Origin of the sequence: Glaciecola sp. 2405UD65-10 (assembly GCF_048820975.1) — a bacterium.
Taxonomy (GTDB): domain Bacteria; phylum Pseudomonadota; class Gammaproteobacteria; order Enterobacterales; family Alteromonadaceae; genus Glaciecola.
Genome location: NZ_JBMEUF010000001.1, coordinates 2,445,620 through 2,463,207, shown reverse-complemented (window position 1 = coordinate 2,463,207; position 17,588 = coordinate 2,445,620). Strand labels below are relative to the sequence as shown.

Annotated in this window: 15 protein-coding genes; 11 read left to right on the top strand and 4 right to left on the bottom strand. The window is 40.9% G+C overall.

The window, feature by feature from the left end; genetic code table 11:
- Positions 1-16: 16 nt before the first annotated feature.
- The 6 genes from ACOI22_RS10945 to ACOI22_RS10920 all read left to right on the top strand — a co-directional run bounded on the left by ACOI22_RS10945 (position 17) and on the right by ACOI22_RS10920 (position 6,843).
- Entirely contained in the window at positions 17-1,195 is a 1,179-nt protein-coding gene (locus ACOI22_RS10945) for an endonuclease/exonuclease/phosphatase family protein (protein ID WP_420672062.1), read from the top strand.
- Between the two features lie 96 nt (positions 1,196-1,291).
- Positions 1,292-2,686 carry a M24 family metallopeptidase gene (locus ACOI22_RS10940; RefSeq protein ID WP_420672061.1) on the top strand — a complete coding sequence of 465 codons (1,395 nt, stop codon included), beginning with the start codon at positions 1,292-1,294 and terminating at the stop codon, positions 2,684-2,686.
- 148 nt (positions 2,687-2,834) lie between these two features.
- A complete protein-coding gene (locus tag ACOI22_RS10935) occupies positions 2,835-3,275 on the top strand; it encodes a DUF2141 domain-containing protein (RefSeq protein ID WP_420672060.1) in 441 nt (146 codons plus the stop codon).
- A gap of 185 nt (positions 3,276-3,460) precedes the next feature.
- Positions 3,461-5,842, top strand: a complete 2,382-nt coding sequence (locus ACOI22_RS10930; protein WP_420672059.1) for a fatty acid cis/trans isomerase — start codon at positions 3,461-3,463, stop codon at positions 5,840-5,842.
- Positions 5,843-5,957: 115 nt separating this feature from the next.
- A complete protein-coding gene (locus ACOI22_RS10925; protein ID WP_420672058.1) occupies positions 5,958-6,425 on the top strand; it encodes a four-helix bundle copper-binding protein in 468 nt (155 codons plus the stop codon).
- A gap of 34 nt (positions 6,426-6,459) precedes the next feature.
- A complete protein-coding gene (locus ACOI22_RS10920; RefSeq protein WP_420672057.1) occupies positions 6,460-6,843 on the top strand; it encodes a VOC family protein in 384 nt (127 codons plus the stop codon).
- Between the two features lie 24 nt (positions 6,844-6,867).
- On the opposite strand, the gene ACOI22_RS10915 is transcribed toward ACOI22_RS10920, so the two are convergent.
- Positions 6,868-8,793 carry a methyl-accepting chemotaxis protein gene (locus ACOI22_RS10915; RefSeq protein ID WP_420672056.1) on the bottom strand — a complete coding sequence of 642 codons (1,926 nt, stop codon included), beginning with the start codon at positions 8,791-8,793 and terminating at the stop codon, positions 6,868-6,870.
- A 312-nt stretch (positions 8,794-9,105) separates the two neighbouring features.
- Between ACOI22_RS10915 and ACOI22_RS10910 the strand changes: the two genes are divergently transcribed.
- The gene (locus ACOI22_RS10910) at positions 9,106-10,125 is read left to right on the top strand and encodes an MBL fold metallo-hydrolase (RefSeq protein ID WP_420672055.1); all 1,020 of its coding nucleotides are present in this window, start codon (positions 9,106-9,108) and stop codon (positions 10,123-10,125) included.
- 4 nt (positions 10,126-10,129) lie between these two features.
- Here ACOI22_RS10910 and ACOI22_RS10905 read toward each other — a convergent pair whose 3' ends face one another.
- Positions 10,130-11,479, bottom strand: coding sequence for an 8-oxoguanine deaminase (locus tag ACOI22_RS10905; RefSeq protein WP_420672054.1), 1,350 nt, complete (start codon positions 11,477-11,479; stop codon positions 10,130-10,132).
- Positions 11,480-11,832: 353 nt separating this feature from the next.
- Between ACOI22_RS10905 and ACOI22_RS10900 the strand changes: the two genes are divergently transcribed.
- Genes ACOI22_RS10900 through ACOI22_RS10890 form a run of 3 tightly spaced genes read left to right on the top strand, consistent with a single transcriptional unit; the run spans position 11,833 to position 13,214 of the window.
- Positions 11,833-12,309, top strand: a complete 477-nt coding sequence (locus ACOI22_RS10900; protein WP_420672053.1) for a hypothetical protein — start codon at positions 11,833-11,835, stop codon at positions 12,307-12,309.
- Between the two features lie 5 nt (positions 12,310-12,314).
- Positions 12,315-12,524 (top strand): helix-turn-helix transcriptional regulator, encoded by a 210-nt coding sequence (locus ACOI22_RS10895; protein ID WP_420672052.1) that lies wholly within the window; start codon positions 12,315-12,317, stop codon positions 12,522-12,524.
- 60 nt (positions 12,525-12,584) lie between these two features.
- Positions 12,585-13,214, top strand: coding sequence for a hypothetical protein (locus ACOI22_RS10890; RefSeq protein ID WP_420672051.1), 630 nt, complete (start codon positions 12,585-12,587; stop codon positions 13,212-13,214).
- 25 nt (positions 13,215-13,239) lie between these two features.
- On the opposite strand, the gene gloA is transcribed toward ACOI22_RS10890, so the two are convergent.
- Positions 13,240-13,788, bottom strand: a complete 549-nt coding sequence (gloA, locus tag ACOI22_RS10885) for a lactoylglutathione lyase (protein ID WP_420672050.1) — start codon at positions 13,786-13,788, stop codon at positions 13,240-13,242.
- Positions 13,789-13,987: 199 nt separating this feature from the next.
- On the opposite strand from gloA, the gene ACOI22_RS10880 reads away from it, so the two are divergent.
- Positions 13,988-16,309: a diguanylate cyclase gene (locus ACOI22_RS10880; protein ID WP_420672049.1), complete on the top strand. Its 2,322-nt coding sequence runs from the start codon at positions 13,988-13,990 to the stop codon at positions 16,307-16,309.
- Between the two features lie 65 nt (positions 16,310-16,374).
- Here ACOI22_RS10880 and ACOI22_RS10875 read toward each other — a convergent pair whose 3' ends face one another.
- Complete coding sequence (locus tag ACOI22_RS10875) at positions 16,375-17,166, bottom strand: 2OG-Fe dioxygenase family protein (RefSeq protein WP_420672048.1); 792 nt, start codon at positions 17,164-17,166, stop codon at positions 16,375-16,377.
- Positions 17,167-17,588: the final 422 nt, after the last annotated feature.

Below are 17,588 nucleotides of genomic sequence, written 5' to 3'. Positions count from 1 at the left end.
CTAAAGAGTAACGAATATGAACCTTAAAATAGTTGGATTGTTATTGTTTTCTTTTTCTTCCTTTGCTTGTGCGCAGCCACTGAAAGTGGCCACCTTTAATGTAAGCATGGAATCTACCAATTACAAAGCGTTAGGACTTGCGCCTAGTGCTGAGGTGCTAAAACGCGTGCTTTCAGATGGTGAGCACCAGCAAGTTAAAAATATTGCCGAAATAATTCAGCGTGTTAAGCCTGATATTTTGTTACTCAACGAGTTCGATTATATAGCTGACACATCACAAGGTATTGAAAGCTTTGTTAAGCATTACGTAAATGTGCCTCAAAATGGGCAACAAGCAATTGATTACAAGTTTTTTTATGTTAGTACGGTAAACACTGGTGAGCCAAGTGTTTTTGATTTAGACAATAACGGCAAGAAAGAAAAATACGGCGGCGATGCTTATGGCTATGGTTTATATCCGGGCCAATACGGCATGGCTGTGCTATCAAAATATCCTATTGAAACAAGTGATATTCGCACCTTTCAAACCTTTAAGTGGCAGCACATGCCAAATGCGCAAAAACCTATTACACCTGCAAGCGATGCCAATGAAAAGCCTAAGCCTTGGTATTCAGATAACGAATGGCAGGCCTTTCGATTAAGTTCTAAGTCACATTGGGATATACCTGTTAACGTAAATGGAAATATAATACATATACTTGCCATGCATCCCACTCCGCCTAATTTTGACGGTGAAGAGGATAGAAACGGCACGCGAAATCATGATGAGATTCGCCTTATGGCTGACTACCTCAATCCAGAGCGCGGCGCTTATATTTATGATGATACTGGCCAAAAGCAAAGCTTAAAAGAAAATGACCGTTTTGTACTGGTGGGTGACTTTAACGCGGCAGACATTGGTGACAAACATAGGCCTGACGTTATTGAGCAACTGACCGAAAGTCCTTTGGTGAATAATACTCTTATTCCAACAAGTGTTGGTGGCGCAGAGGCATCGAGCGAGGCATTCAGCAATCGCTATACCGCATATTGGGGAGCAAGGGCTGACTATGTTTTGCCTTCTAGTTATGGTTTTACTGTTAAAGATGCTGGCGTATTTTGGCCAAGTAAAAGTGACGAACTTCACAGGTTAGTAAAAGACAGACAAGCGAGTTCTGATCATCGCCTTGTATGGGTAGAGCTGCTTATTGAGTAACAGCTAAAAGCTTAGTAAGCGCCACGTATACCAAAACCTTGCATTTTTAATACACATACGTAAGAGTAGTGATTCGCTATTTAAACGGATTTTTTCATGTCTAATTTACGTATACTAAGTTTCTGCCAATGGCTATGTGCAATAGCGCCATCTTTTTTAATGCTGCAACATGCACAAGCCTTACCTGCAAATGCCGAGCAGATTCAAGCTCAAACCGCCGACCCCTATACACTTATTATGCCCATGCGAGAGCGCTCACGCACTATTGATGAGTTACTCAACGACAAACTCAACAATACACTTCCCGCTTTAATGCGCCGTGAAGGCATAGATATGTGGTTGCTTATATCACGTGAATACAATGAAGACCCGGTGTTAAAAACGATGCTTCCCTCTACGTGGCTATCAGCCCGCAGGCGCACGATATTACTTATTGTTGACCCCGGTGAAGGTAAAGATCTGCAGCGCTATGCGGTGGCACGCTATCAGGTAGATACGCTTTTTAAAAAAGCTTGGGACAAAGAAGAAGAGCCTAGTCAGTGGCAACGTTTAGTTGATTTGATCAAGCAAATTGACCCCAAAAAAATCGGCATAAATAAGTCAGAGCATTTTGCATTGGCTGATGGTATTACCGCCACAGAATACCTTGAGTTTATGGATAAATTAGGAAGCGAATACAGTGAACGTGTGGTATCGGCCGAAATGCTTTCACTTGCTTGGCTTGAAACACGCACCGAACTTGAAATGACGCTTTACCCCACTATAGTCAAAATTGGACACCAAATTATTCAGGAGGCCTACACAAGTGGCTTTATTAAGCCGGGCAAAACTACTACTGAAGATATTGTGTGGTGGTTGCGTGATAAAAGCCGCTCATTGAGCTTAGTAAATTGGTTTCACCCCAGTGTGAGTATTCAGCGTGCCAGCCCTGAGAAGTTTGATCATATACAAGCTTTTAGTAAGCGCTCGGCACCTCAAGTGGTGCAAAAGGGAGATTTACTACACATGGATTTTGGGATTACTTATTTACGATTAAATACTGATCAGCAGCAACATGCTTATGTGTTAAATAACAATGAAACTGACGCCCCCGCTTATTTAAAAGAAGCTTTGGCCAATGGTAATAAGTTGCAAGATATATTTACTGACCTATTTAAAGTGGGTAAAACAGGCAACGCAGTACTAAAAGAAGCGCGTGCGCAAGCCATTGCTGAAGGAATAAAACCGTCTATTTATACCCACCCTTTGGGATACCACGGGCATGCTGCAGGTACTACGCTAGGCATGTGGGACTCACAAGGTGGCGTTCCCATACAAGGTGACTACCCATTGCACGCAAACACCGCCTATTCAATAGAGCTAAACGCAGCTACCTTTATTGAACAATGGGGCAAGGAAATTCGTATTATGCTGGAAGAAAATGCGTTCTTTGATGGTGAAACGGTTGAGTATATGGACGGCCGCCAAACAGAATTTCACCTAGTAAAGTAGCTCAATTAGGCTGAGCTAATTAAGCCCTTACATCTAAAATACATATATGTGCCAAAAGTCATAATGCATATTTCAACCTTTGGCACATTCTCTGTAATGCAATGTTCGCTATTCTAAACCTGTCAAATCAACTAACAGGTAGAACATCATGAAAACAGTATCAACAATTTTAAGAAATACATTAGTAGCAAGTTCTTTAATAGCAGCCAGCGCTAGTATTTCAGCAAATGAGCTTGCGCTTACCTTAAACAACATTACTAAGCATGAAGGTAAGATAATGGTTGCTTTATTTGATTCAGAAGCTAATTACAACGGAGAAGGTAAAGCAGCAGCCTTAGCTATGATCCCCGTGACAAATGGCAAAGTAAGTTACACATTTAGCAATATTGAAAACGGTAGTTATGCCATCAAGCTTTACCATGATGAAAACAACAATCAGAAAATGGACTTTAACGATTACGGAATTCCTACGGAAGGCTATGGTTTTAGTAACAATGTAGGTGCGTTTGGTATCCCTTCTTTTGAAGAGGCTAAATTTGAAGTACTAGAACAAACCGATATTCAAATTACAGTCCGCAAAGTAGGTTAGTAGGCCCTTAACTACAGTTAAAAGCACCTTTCCCCGTTTACTTTTTATATTGGCGCTGTTGTCTTAATTAGGCAATGGCGCTTAGCGTTTTGTAATTTTGTACACTGGCTTAACATAATGTGGCACAATTGCTCTGTAAAGCATTAAAAATACCATCTTATCTTTTCCTTCTCTGGACACAATTCATGAATAAACGCGCGGTCTTAATTAGCTTATTGCTCATATCGGTAATGGTGCCGTCATGCGCGGTTGTATTCGATAAGTTATATGGAGAATCTAAACCACGAGAGCGTGTGGTAGCCAATTTGCCTGAAAATCACATTGATTATTGGCAAGATGTAAAACCCGTATTAGAGCAACGCTGCGTGGTGTGCCATAGTTGTTACGATGCGGCGTGCCAATTAAAAATGACCGCGATTGAAGGAATAGAGCGCGGTGCAACAAAAGCGCAAGTATACGATGCTACCCGTATAACGCATGCGCCACTTACGCGTTTGTTTGAAGATGGGATAAGCACCGCTCAGTGGCGTGAAAAAGGCTTTTTTCCCGTGCTAAATGAGCATGACCAAAATCGTACAGCCAATGAGCAAGCTAGCCTTATGTATCAGGTATTGGCACTTAAAGAAAAGCATCCTTTGCCACAAACCGAAATTTTAAGTGATGATTTTACCTTTGGCTATGAGCGAGAACAAATTTGCCCTACGCCAAATGAAATGGAGTTATATACTAAGCAAAACCCTTTATGGGGCATGCCCTATGCCTTGCCCAGTTTAGCCAGTAGCGAACAGGCCACGCTAAAAACTTGGCTTTCACAAGGGGCTTACTACACAGCAAGAGAGCCGTTGTCACAAGCTTACCTAACTGAAATTGAGAAATGGGAAGACTTTTTAAATGGGCCTTCACGTAAAAAACAGCTTACTAATCGTTATATATATGAGCACTTGTTTTTAGCAAACATTTATTTTGAAGAGCTCACTGAAAAAGGCCAAGCCCCTCAGTTTTTTAAACTTATTCGCTCATCTACTGCGCCGGGAACACCGCCAGAGCAAATAGCCACCCGCCGCCCATACGATGACCCCAAAGTCTCTCGTGTTTATTATCGCCTAGTTCCTATGCTTGAAGCGGTGGTAAGCAAATCGCATTTACCTTATGCACTAAATGCTTGGCGCATGAACAGATGGCACGAATTATTTGTAGCGCCTAAGTTTGAAGTCAATTCAATGCCTCATTATTCACCGGAAGTGGCGGCTAATCCTTTTGCGTCGTTTCATGCTATTCCTATGGAGTCACGCTACAAATTCATGCTAGATGAAGCACATTTCATTATAGATAACTTTATTAAGGGCCCGGTATGTAGGGGGCAGGTTGCCGTTAATGTAATTCGAGATCATTTCTGGGTGTTCTTCGTAAATCCCGACCTTCCCATAAATTACAAATTAGCTAAAGAAATTGACATTTACGCTGATGCTTTAGAGCTTCCCAGTGCGCAAGATGATATTTTTATGCCCTTAAGTAACTGGGTTAAATACTCTAAAAAAGCGAAAAAAACCTCAGAGCTTAAAAACCAATTCATTATTGAGAATTTTGTCTCAGAAAAAGAAGCGGGTGCCAAAATAGATTTAGATATTATATGGTCAGGGCAATCTGAGGGGCGCGAACATAATCAAAGTGCCGCCCTCACGGTATTTCGACACTATGATAATGCCTCGGTGTATAAGGGGTTATTTGGTGATGAACCACAAACAGCATGGGTAATTGATTACCCATTACTCGAAAAAATCTATTATTTATTAGTAGCGGGTTATGACGTATATGGCAATGTTGGGCATCAGCTGCTATCGCGTTTGTATATGGATTTTCTGCGCATGGATGGCGAAGACATGTTTCTAGATTTCTTGCCTGAAAACACACGCAAAGAGTTACTTGCCCAGTGGTATTCTGACTCTGACGAAAAGCTCATTGACTACTTATACGATCCAGAGTTTTATAAATATGTGGGTACATCTGTAAGTTATAGTACTGGTAAGCATCAAACTCAGCTGTATGAGAAGCTTAAAAAGCACCTTGGGCAATCAGTAAATACAAGCCGTTCTATTACGCAAATTAAGCCAGCAAACATACAAGCAGCACTATCAAAGCTAAGCCAATTTAAGGGTGAATCAGTTGCGTTGCTAAGTGAATTGTCATTGGTGGAAATTACGCAAAGTGGCGGGGACTCAATTTACGTATCACTGCTTAAAAACAATGCACACAAAAGTATTACCTCAATGTTTTCTGAAGATGCAGAGTTGTGGCCTGAGAAACATAACATTAGCGTATTAAACGGTATAGGAGGCTCATATCCAAATACGTTTATGCAAGTGAATGCTGACAATATTGACGCTTGGGTTAAGCGTTTATTAACTATGAAAACTGAAGAAGACTATGCCAGCATGATGAGCGATTACGGCATAAGACGAACCCACCCTAAATTTTGGGCGTTTAGTGACCGAATTCACGCGTATATCCAAACAAACAACGCTATTGAAGCCGGATTTTTAGATTACAACCGCCTAGAAAATCGATAGATGTCAATATTAGTAGGCCATATAGGGAGCTACTTTTGTGTAAACATCACGTGAATTTACGGGCAATGTAGTGTAATTTACCCCACTCACTAATTAAAAGAAAAGGTAACTAATCATGGTAAACCAACAGCAAAGACGCAAACTCATATCAAGTCTAGGGCTTGTAACTGCAGCGGTAGCCACTAGTCCAGCATTAGCGGCCATTGACGGGCACGGCAAGCATGAAGCAAAAATGCCTGGCAAGGCAGCGCATAAATACGACGCACTTATTGAGGCTACACAAGGGTGTATCGCTTCGGGGAATGTTTGTTTGGATCATTGCATTGCATTAGTCGCTGATGATGATACCAGTATTGCTGATTGCCTAAGAACCACTCGCGCAATGCTACCGGCTTTAGAAGCTATGGTCTCTTTAGCGTCTTCTTCTAATGCTAATTTACCTGCTATGGCAAAGGTTTGCTTAGCGCTTTGCGAAGATTGCCGCGTTGAATGTGAAAAGCATGCGCACCATCATGCCCAGTGCAAAGCATGCATGGAATCTTGTGAAATATGCATTGAAGCCTGCAAGAAAATTGCTGCTTAAATTTAGTCTTTAAATGATCAAGAGGAGCGCTTAGATGCTTAAAGGAATACACCATGTTGCACTCATTTGCAGTGACTATTCGGCTTCTAAGCACTTTTATACCAATATTCTGGGGCTAAGCGTTATTGCAGAAAATTATCGTGAAGCTAGGCGCTCTTATAAATGCGATTTAGCCTTGCCTGATGGCAGCCAGTTAGAGTTATTTTCTTTTCCAGACGCGCCTAAAAGGCCTTCGCGTCCTGAAGCTCAGGGCTTACGTCATTTAGCGTTTAGGGTTGATGACATAGATGCGGTTATAGCATATTTAACTCAACATAATGTTGAATGCGAGCCAATTCGAATTGACGAATACACCAACAAACGCTTCACGTTTTTCCCCGACCCTGACGGACTACCCTTAGAATTATACGAAGGGTAGACCACCATTTGAAGGAAGATTTGCTTAGGTGTTACTGGTATAACTGGCTAATTTTCCTCGTATACTCTTCACAATAACAGAAAGCTCGTCACACATTTGCTTCATTTGGGTTGTACTAAGTTGGTTTTCATCACTTATACGATTAACCATGTCGATACCGTCTTTAATTTCCACGGTAACTTGTTTTTGCTGGCTTGCCATTGATGCAGTTGCGCCATTCAAACACTTAATTTGGTCAACCGAGTGAAGGGCTTTCTGAAGAACTTCGCCTGTTTTCTTCGTTGATTCAACGGTTTCTAAGGCTGAGGTTTTATTTGCAGCCATTGCGTTTGAGGCCTCTTTACTGCCAGCTTGTAATTTTTCAATCATGCTTCGAATTTCTTCGGTTGAGGTTTGCGTTCTGCTCGCTAATGACCTTACTTCGTCAGCAACTACCGCAAAACCTCGGCCTTGCTCACCCGCGCGCGCAGCTTCTATGGCGGCATTTAGGGCAAGCAAATTGGTTTGATCGGCAATATTTCTAATAACTTCCATTACGCCGCTTATTTCTTCACTGGAACGAGCCAGATCTTCAATTACCGACACAGAGCTTTGCGTATTTGTTGCTTGCACCTGAATATCTTGAATTGTTTTATCAAGCGTGAGTACCGACATTTTGGTTTCTTCGTCAGCACTTTTGGCGGCTTCATCGGCCTTGTTTGTGTTTTCTTCAACAGCAGACGCTTTCGCTTCAAGTAAAGTGGCTGATTCAGCCATACTCGACACTTCGTTGCTCATATTCAGCACCGACTGCTGCGTACTAGTGGCAAGCTGAGTTAAAGAGTCGGTTTTTTCAATAAGGGTTTGAGAAGCGGTTTGTACATCTAAAATCGTATTTTGTACTTTTTCAAATAAACTGTTTAAACCTCTTGCCATTTCGCCAAACTCGTCACTGTGTGATTCACTGAATCTAAGCGACATATCACTAGAGCCTGAGGCTATTTGTTTGATTGAATTTATGTAGTCTGCAATACGTTTACCTACTATTTTTCTAAGTAAGTAATACACTGTCGCTAAAATTAACGCGCCAAAAATCACCTGTATGAGTACCGCTTTTACAACATTTGAAGTCACTATTGAGGTAAGCTCTTTATTACTGGCTACCAACACAACAGTGTAGCCCCATTTATCAAACTCAACGCGAGTAGCATCCCAGCTATCGTTATCTTTTAACGCGTTAGCTACTTCACTTGCGCTTACATGCTGCGAGTGCGTGCGTATATTTCCCTTATCATCTAACAGAGCAATAAACCCTTTATCTAAAATGCGACTTTGCTCTATAGTAGAAAACACTTCGGCTAAATCGGCCGAATAGCCAACATACCAAATACCAATAGTTTGGCCGGCATTATTGGTTAACGGTGCGTAGCCTGTTAGGTAAGGAGACCCTAAAATATCGACTTTCCCATAGTAAGCTTCCCCCTTGTTAATGAGTTTAATTGCTTTGCCGTTTGCTCCCAGTTTTGTACCAATGGCGCGTTTGTTCTGCTTAATAACATTGGTTGAAATACGAATGTAGTCGTTACCGGTTTTACTGAAAATGGTTGCTGTGCCATCCATTATTTCCGTTAAACTATCTACCAATTCAAAATTATTACCTTGGGGGGTGTTGCCCAATACAATGTTGGTTGCCGATACGCCATTTACCATAACGGTACCGTCTTGTTTCGCTGAGCCCAATTCAGCGCCCATTTTTTTTAATAAACGCATACTGTTTTGTACGCGTTGAGCCATAATATTGTCAGTAGTGTTTAGCACGTCAATAATATGTTCGGTTTGGGTTTCAACACTTACATTTACCTTTTCTTGTGCCTCATTGAATGATTCATAACCAGTAAAACTGGCTACAATTATTACAATGGGAACAATTACGGCTGCTACAGAGTAAAAAAACTTAAGTTGCAAAGTCATTTAATTGACACCTCTCAAAGATGGGCTAGCCCAAAAATATAATTCTAATATTCATTGAATGCCCTTAAAGTGCTGTCAGGACTTATTATATTGGCTTTGAAGCATATTCCATTAATGCGAACCAATAGTGAATATTTGTACATTAAATGAACTTTTAGCATAATTTAAGCCAAGTTTTACTAAAGTGAAGGTGGTGCATTTTTTCTGTTCACGCCGGCCTAAATGCTATTTAATATTAGGCAATACAAGGCAACTTACTGTTTCATACAAATAAACAGTGAATGCTAAACCTAATTGCTGTTTTGGACTTACATGAAATACGTTTATATTTTTTTATTTACCCTGTTTAGCGGTGCCTGCCAAGGTGAAACGTCAAGCGAAGCTGCATCAATTAACAAAGGGGTTTCACCCGCTTTTGAGTTGGTAACCTTAGGTGATACCGGCGGGATTAAAGACGGTAACTTAAGCGCTTTTTTGTTGCGCAGCGTAAACGATGAAAACTATGTAGCCCTGGACGCAGGCTCATTAGTAAACGGAATTGATGTAGCCTTAGCAAATAATGCCTTTAGTCACTTAATTACACCACCTGACCCAAAGCTAAAAGCTAACGGCAATATTCTTCATCACCATGTAAAAGCTTATCTTATTAGCCATGGACATCTTGACCATGTAGCGGGTTTACTAATTGCTTCCCCTAGTGATAATAATAAAACGATATACGCCTTGGAATCGGTCAATAAAACTATGAGTGATACCTATTTTAATTGGCAGGCTTGGGCTAATTTTACCAATCGCGGCATTAAGCCACAGCTAAATAAATATGATGTAGTAGATTTAGCGCCGCAGCAAACCAGTTTGATCAAAGATACTCAACTTAAGGTTACCGCATTTAGTTTGAGCCATCCTTTAGAATCTACCGCCTTTGTGATTGAAAACCAAAATGACATATTTGTATATTTTGGTGACACAGGGCCTGACGAAGTCGAAAAACAAGGTAAGTTAGCGGTGGTTTGGCAGTATTTGGCTAACAGTATGGAACATAAAAGGCTTCGCGGAATGGTCATTGAAGTATCATTTGATAATAAACGCCCTGATAACTTACTGTTTGGTCACTTAACCCCAAAGTATTTAATGCAAGAACTAACAAAGTTTCATTTGTTGGCTAAAAATAAAAGCCAATTTGAGGATATGAAAATTGTTATTAGCCATATTAAATACAGCTTAAAAAGTGGTGAAAACCCACGTAAGGTGGTAGCTAAGCAGTTGCAAGAAGCCAACACTTTAGGTTTTCACTTTATTCTTGCCCAACAAGGGCAAGTGTTGATGTTGTAGTAGCCTAGCTCACTAATTGCGCGGCAGCGGCTTTATGGCGAGCTATTAAACTTTGCGTATCTAGGCCAATAATTTGGCCTTCTTTTACGCGCCACTTTCCGCCAATCATTACTTGCTCGGCTTTATCGGCACCACATAACAACAGTGCTGAAATGGGGTCGTGGCTGCCGCTAAACCTAAGCTCATCAAGCTTGAAGAAGGCTAGGTCTGCTTGCTTACCAGGCGCAATTTCGCCAATATCGCTGCGGCCTATTAGTGCAGCCGAGCCTTTTGTTGCCCAGCCGAGTACTTTTTCAGGAGTTATGTCTTTAGCGCCGTACTTTAAGCGCTGTAAGTAGAGCGCTTGTCGTGCTTCATACATCATGTTTGAAGCGTCGTTAGAAGCCGAGCCATCAACTCCTAGGCCAATTGGGGAACCCGCTTCAATAAGTTCAAGTGTGGGGCACATGCCAGAAGCTAAGCGCATATTTGAAACCGGGCAATGCGTAATGCCTGTTCCAGCTGCACCTAAGCGGCGAATTTCATCATCATTAAAATGAATGCCATGGGCAAGCCAAGTTCTATTACTTAACCAGCCTACGCTTTCTAAATAATCTACGGTACGCATACCAAACATTTTTAAGCAAAAATCTTCTTCGTCTAATGTTTCTGCTAAATGCGTGTGTAAACGCACATCTTCTGCTTCAGCGAGCTTTGCGCTATCAGCCATAATTTCTTGTGTAACTGAAAATGGCGAACAAGGCGCTAATGCTATTTGCAGCCATGCGCCGTCTCCGCGTTCATGGTAGGTACTTATTAAGCGTTGGCTATCTTGTAAAATTTCATCGCCCGTTTGTACCGTGTGCCGAGGAGGCAAACCGCCTTCATCTTCCCCTAAGCTCATTGAGCCACGGGTTAGCAAGGCTCGCATACCCATACGTTTAACTGAGTCTACTTGTACATCTATGGCATCTTCCATGCCGGTGGGAAACAAATAATGATGATCAGTAGTGGTGGTGCAACCTGAAAGAAGCAACTCTGCTAAAGCAACGTCACAAGCTAATGACAGCGCATTAGGGGTAAGTTTGGCCCAAACAGGATAAAGTGTTTTTAACCACGGAAATAAGGGCTGATTGACTACTGGCGCCCATGCGCGGGTAAGCGTTTGATAAAAGTGATGATGGGTATTAATTAAACCCGGTAACATGACTAATTGTGAGGCGTCTTCGGTTTCATCAATTTGAGTAACAGGCTGTTGGCCGCTAGCCACAAGCTCAACAATTTTACCGTTTTTAATAACCACCCCGCCTGAGGCGTCAAGGTCATTGGCAGTAAATACGGCTTGGGGATTTTTAATCCAAAGGGTTTTCGTCATAACAGGGCTCCATAAAATATTATAAATTAAGTTGCCAGCTCAGTTATGCCCTGTCTGCTGATCCAGGGAGTTGCATGTTTTCAGTTATAGGAACTGCACAGCTAACAAGGCTAATGCTAATGCATTTTCTGTTTAATTTAAAGGATTGTTGAGTACATATGGGCTTGCGGCAAACCAATATTAGCAGGTTTATGGCTTCACAATAATTACCGGGGCCAGGAAACGCAAAACCTTAATACAACAGCGATTATGGCCAGATCACACCTTGATGTAAAAAATACTATACATAAAGATTTAAATTGTTTACTCTATGTACGTTAATTTAAACATTTAATTTAATTGGGATGAATACCATGAACATGACACTGAAAGAAAAAAGTACGTGGTTGTCGCTTATTGCAACCTTGTTCGTGTTTGGTTCGTACACCATAAAAGTATGTAGCATCAACATGCAAAGCATGTCAGAAGAAGAAGCTATTAACTTGGCAATGAGCAATTTAAGTAGCGCAATTTTATATATCATTGTTATTGAAATTATTTTTCAGTCTTTAATTGCTGCAGCCGGGAAAAAGATTGAAATAGAGGGTGATGAGCGCGATCGCTTAATCGCATATACGGCGAATAACAGCGGTTATTGGGTGCTGAGTGTGGGCGTAATTATTACCATAGGGCAATTACTTTTACCCCATGTAATTGGTGTGGAGGCTACAATAAAAAGCTACTTCCCTCTTCCTCTGTTTGAAATGCATGTATTGTTGTTTGCATTTATATTGTCGGAAATAGTGCGGTTTGGGCATCAAATTGTGCTTTATAGAAAAGACGCGGTGTAGTAAGTATGGCAATTACAAATAGGGTGAGAGAGTGCCGGTTTTTTGCAGACGAAATGACGCAGCAAGCATTGGCTGAAGCTGTTGGCGTAACGCGCCAAACTATTATGGCCATAGAAAAAAATAAGTATAATCCTTCATTAGAAGTCGCCTTTAAAATTGCACACTTGTTTAATAAACCCTTAGAAGAAGTGTTTATTTTTGAAGCGTCTGAGTAGCTAATAGTTGCAGACTTAACTAGTATGCAACTACATAAACAAATTAAGAGCCCAAATACCATGAAAGCTAGTTTCCTTCGTTTAATAACACTTTTTATCTTAAGCCTTTGCGCTTCATCAGCTATTAGTGCTGAGCAACAGGGGAATGTTATAAAACCCGCGCCCTTGGTTTCAATTGCTAGCCACGATGCATTTTTTAATAGCCTAAAAGCGCTTTGCGGAAAAGCATTTTTAGGCAAGGTCACTCTTGATAACCATGGGCCTAGTAGCATGAGTGAAAATCCCTTAATTATGCATGTTAGGCGCTGCACTGATCAGCAATTGCAAATCCCTTTTCACGTAGGAGACGACGCTTCGCGAACATGGATTATTACGAAAACAGGCGCAGGACTTTTATTGAAGCATGACCACCGCCATGATGACGGAAGTTATTCAGAATCTACTATGTATGGTGGACACACTGTTGATGCTGGATGGGCGCAAGTGCAATCATTCCCGGCGGATGCATATTCAAAAGAATTGTTTGCTAAACAAGGTATTCCGCAATCAAGCACCAATATTTGGCAAATGTACATTTACCCTAAAGAATTCACCTACCGCCTAATACGAGAGGGTAGGGAATTTAGAGTGGATTTTGATTTGAGCAAAGAAATAGCAGTGCCAACCGCGCCTTGGGGTTACGCAGATTAATCTGGCACTTAGCATTAATTAATGGCTACTTTTTTAAATGCGGGCTGCAAACCTTAGCGGTTTGTTTTGCATCAAATATTTCTATCCAGTAGCCGTCTGGATCTTTAATAAATGCTATTCCCTTCATTGCGCCGTCATTGGGGCGCTTTTGAAACGGCACACCTAATGATTCAAACCTTTCACAAGCAGCGTCTAAGTTTGGAACATGAAACCCAATGTGGCCAAAACCTTTTGGCTCGCTATTGCCGTTATGGTAGCTAACGGAGTCGGCTGTATCATCCCAATTGTGAGTAAGCTCTAACATAGCAGGGCGGCCAAATGTTTGCGCGGTTCTTTCATTGTCATCTTCGCTAATATCTGAAAAATCATCGCCTGCACTTAAGAAAAACAGGCTAAACTTCATGTCTTCAAAATCTAGGCGTTTAAGTAAGGTCATACCCATAACGCGCGTATAAAAATCGAGGGAACGTTCTACCTCGGCAATGCGTAACATGGTTTGGTTAAATACAAAACCCTCAGTGGCTTTATCGCTGTTTTCGCATAAACCATCGGCTTTATCAAAATGTCGACTCATAGCTTATCGTTCCTTAAGTAAGTTGTTTGTTTTTTGGTGATGGGGCTTGAAACGGGTAAAATCAATACACCTTAGTGAAACAAATGTTTTTTTTGATTGTTTACGAAAGTAAATCACTTTAAATTTGAACAACTTCTGTTCAAAAACAATACAAAGGTCTATAGTTAGTACACGCAATTAGATGTTTGGGGTTGTGATTATGCGGGCTGTTCTATTTATTCTGTTGTTTTGTATTGCGCCGCTATTAGAAGCTAGGTTAGGTGCAGTGGCGCCCGAAACGAATGAGCCTACAAGTGCGATGGATTTGCTTGGTAAAGCTCGTTTGGTACAAAATTCGATGCCGCAAACAAGTTTTGAGTTAGCCAACGAAGCGCTTAGATTATCGCAAGAAAATAACAACATCTCTGTAAGCGCGCATGCAAATTATTTGTTAGGAAAATTAGCCAGCGACAGAAAAAACCATACAACAGCTTTACGTTTTTTTCTTGACGCCTCACTGGCTTTTGAAGAGCTCGCCGATACAAAATACGCTTTGTTATCCGCTATTGGCTATGCCAATGCATTGATAAAAACCAAGCAGTTCTCTTTAGCTGATGAAATCATTGACGATACAGTTTTACAAGCGTTTGAAACATCTGATAGCTCAATTATTGGCGCTGCGCTAAAGGCTAAAGGAGATAGCCATTATGGGCAAAAGCAGTACAACAAAGCTACCGTGCAATACACAATGTCGGTTGAATATTTAACTGATAGCGACATGGCTGTTCAAAAGTTGCTTGGTAGAACACTAGTAAAAGCCGCACAGTCATTCAAGCGCCTAGAAAATAGAGAAAAAGCCGCTGAGTTTTACACAAAAGCCCTTAAGGTATATACGCAAATAGATGATCAAGGCTCTATGGCGAGAACGCTTAATACTTTGGCAGAAGCTGAGCGCTATTTAGGTCATTATGTACTGGCACTTAAGTATGCAAACAGAAGCTTAGAGATGCATAAAAATATTGATGACCCAGAGGGGCGCGCCAAAGCGCTGATGGGCGCTGGGATTATTTATAGGCATATAGGCCGTTACGAACAATCGTTAAAGTATGTTCACCAAGCACTTAGGTATTATCAAAAAATAGCTGACCCTGCAGGTATATCAAAAACATCCAATCAACTAGCCCATATATATTTTAGATTAAAGCAGTTTGGGCAAGCGCGCTCGTTTTATATGGCCAGTATTAATTTAGCTAAAGGCGAGGTAGACCCCAAAACCTTATCTACCGCGCTAAGAGAAGTGGCAATCATTGATTTGCAAAACGAAAATTATGCATCTGCATATGCGTTTGCAACACAAGCAGATGCAATATATGAAGCGCTGAATGACAAACAGAAGCGGTCTATAACCCAGCGCATTCTTGGAAACACAAAGCTTGCTAAGAATGATACAGCAAAGGCTATTGAGTTTTATCGGCGCTCAATTGCGCTAGCGCAAGAAGCTAAGAGTGAGTTTTATCAAATGAAAGCACTTATTCCTCTGGGCAGAGCCTTAACTGATGTAAATATAGATGAGGCAATCAGTGTGCTTAAGCGTGCTTTATCGTTGGCTGAAAAATTAAATAATAAGATGCATCAACAATTAGCCTTGCAGTACTTGCGTATCGCCGAGAAAAAACGTGGAAATGTAGACAGTTCGCTAGGCTACGCGGAACAAGAAATTAGTTTGCAAGAAGCAATGAAAACAGAAGTTAACAACAACGAGTTAGCACTAGAAAAAGCGAAGTTGCATTCAGTAAGGCTAGAATTAGAATTAGATACACTTAAAGAGAAAGGCCGGTTGGATTCACTCGAGTTAGCTAGAAAAAATCACGAAATTAGAATAGCCCAGCAAGGAAGTGTAATTACTGAACTTGAACTCACTAAGAATCGATATGCTAGTTTGATTTTAGGTTTGTCATTAGCGATATGCGTTGCTATTGCTTTTCTCATTCACCGGCGTTTTGTCGTGATTAAAAAGCTGAATGAAGAACTAGACTATCTTGCCGCACGTGATCCACTCACCGATTGCTTTAACCGCCGTATCTTGTTTGACATTATGGAACGCGATATGAGCGTTAAGTCCCTTCCAAGTGACTACAGTATTCTGATGATAGACATTGATCATTTCAAATTGATCAATGACAAATACGGGCACACCCAAGGGGATACCGTACTGCGTGCAGTAGCAAGTAAACTGAAAAGTCACTTTGATGGCAATAAGGCGGTGGTGGCACGATTTGGCGGCGAGGAATTTTGTGTAGTGCTACCAAACACAAGCTTCGAGCAAGCCTTGGAAAGTGCTGAAACTCTGCGCATTGATATACAAGCAAGCTTATTTGAAAATGTATCCGTTACATGTAGCTTTGGCGTGTCGTGTTTGCAATTTAATGCCCAAACGCCTTCCGAGCTTATCGATCAAGCTGATTTAGCCTTGTTTAAATCAAAGTCTTCAGGCCGCAACAAAGTAAGCCTGTGGGACCCATCGTTTGCAAGAACGAAGTAACATTTACTCCGCGCTTGCAAACAATGATGACTACCTCTTGTTAACCTACTCGTTATTAAATGGTCTTATTTTTCATTTAGCACTACATCGGGAAAGTGTTCTCGGAGTATTTTGTTTTGAAAAGCATCATTAAAGCGGCAGTTAATAATAATTATAAAGCGCTCAAATGGCTTGTTAGTGTCAAGCGCTTGTACCGACGAAACGCTATGAAATACCTCGTTATCACGTATGTGCATAATATCACCGGGTGCCATAGTTGAGTGCGTAATCTGTTGCTGCCCAGCTTTATCATGGTACAGAGTATTATGACCGCCAGTTACGTTTTCTCGGTTCAGTACCAATATACTCAAAAACTGGCTGCCATCTTGGTGAATACCTTGGCCTTGTAAAGGATCGAGTAATTTGTCACCTTTTACACCATTAATTTGCATTAAAATAGGCTCTTTAGGGTTAATGCCCCACAAATCGGCCCATGCTTTTACAAAAGCTTGCACGTCTTCGCGCTGTAAGAAGCTATCCTCAAGAGCGGGATAAAAGCGAAGTTTATCAGCCATGGTGTCAGCATCGTTAAATTGCCCGCCTTGCGCCATAGGGCAATTAGCTAAGGTATTCATTTCGCCATCATCATCAATATATAACCACGACATTCTTTTCCAACGAGCATCAACATAGGTGTCGCGTGGTAAGTCTTGTAGGTAAGTTTGCCATTCGGGTAAATTTATTTGATGGCTTATATTTGTTTGGCTCCAAGCCCCTTTGGTAATTTCGTGCTGGGTTCGAAAACCCCAATAAGGCGGTTTGATAATAGGTGCGGGCGTAAAGGAGGAGCGAGTATAGTCTAAGTGCGAATGTAACATGTTTTTTTCCCATTTGAGTGTAAGTAAGCACCATTGCTTACTTAAAGGTGTTTGGGGTTAAACTGCTTGAAAAATAACCGCCGCGTAGTTTATGACACAAACCCGCTATGCAAAAAATAATCCTACAAATAAATTATTTTGCGTAGTGCATTTATGCCATTTAATTTATACATAACGAATTGTTAAAAGCTCAACAATGTAAGCGCTTACAAAATAATTAAATTTTTTATTTTATGAGGTCTTGAGTAAATTATAGTACGATTAATCTATGCTTAACTACTGATTTTTAATGAATTTAATCGTAAATGCCAGCAAACTAACTTGTTTCAATAATGTTAAGTTTTGTTAATTTTCGGGGTGTGTTTGTAAAATAATATTTGACCTCTTAACAATAATAATCTAACTTAAATGTAAGCGCTTTC

Bases quoted from the DNA above. Each gene is read 5' to 3' on its own strand.
- ACOI22_RS10945 (WP_420672062.1), top strand. From the start codon at position 17: ATGAACCTTAAAATAGTTGGATTGTTATTGTTTTCTTTTTCTTCCTTT.
- ACOI22_RS10940 (WP_420672061.1), top strand. From the start codon at position 1,292: ATGTCTAATTTACGTATACTAAGTTTCTGCCAATGGCTATGTGCAATA.
- ACOI22_RS10935 (WP_420672060.1), top strand. From the start codon at position 2,835: ATGAAAACAGTATCAACAATTTTAAGAAATACATTAGTAGCAAGTTCT.
- ACOI22_RS10930 (WP_420672059.1), top strand. From the start codon at position 3,461: ATGAATAAACGCGCGGTCTTAATTAGCTTATTGCTCATATCGGTAATG.
- ACOI22_RS10925 (WP_420672058.1), top strand. From the start codon at position 5,958: ATGGTAAACCAACAGCAAAGACGCAAACTCATATCAAGTCTAGGGCTT.
- ACOI22_RS10920 (WP_420672057.1), top strand. From the start codon at position 6,460: ATGCTTAAAGGAATACACCATGTTGCACTCATTTGCAGTGACTATTCG.
- ACOI22_RS10915 (WP_420672056.1), bottom strand. From the start codon at position 8,793: ATGACTTTGCAACTTAAGTTTTTTTACTCTGTAGCAGCCGTAATTGTT.
- ACOI22_RS10910 (WP_420672055.1), top strand. From the start codon at position 9,106: ATGAAATACGTTTATATTTTTTTATTTACCCTGTTTAGCGGTGCCTGC.
- ACOI22_RS10905 (WP_420672054.1), bottom strand. From the start codon at position 11,479: ATGACGAAAACCCTTTGGATTAAAAATCCCCAAGCCGTATTTACTGCC.
- ACOI22_RS10900 (WP_420672053.1), top strand. From the start codon at position 11,833: ATGAACATGACACTGAAAGAAAAAAGTACGTGGTTGTCGCTTATTGCA.
- ACOI22_RS10895 (WP_420672052.1), top strand. From the start codon at position 12,315: ATGGCAATTACAAATAGGGTGAGAGAGTGCCGGTTTTTTGCAGACGAA.
- ACOI22_RS10890 (WP_420672051.1), top strand. From the start codon at position 12,585: ATGAAAGCTAGTTTCCTTCGTTTAATAACACTTTTTATCTTAAGCCTT.
- gloA (WP_420672050.1), bottom strand. From the start codon at position 13,788: ATGAGTCGACATTTTGATAAAGCCGATGGTTTATGCGAAAACAGCGAT.
- ACOI22_RS10880 (WP_420672049.1), top strand. From the start codon at position 13,988: ATGCGGGCTGTTCTATTTATTCTGTTGTTTTGTATTGCGCCGCTATTA.
- ACOI22_RS10875 (WP_420672048.1), bottom strand. From the start codon at position 17,166: ATGTTACATTCGCACTTAGACTATACTCGCTCCTCCTTTACGCCCGCA.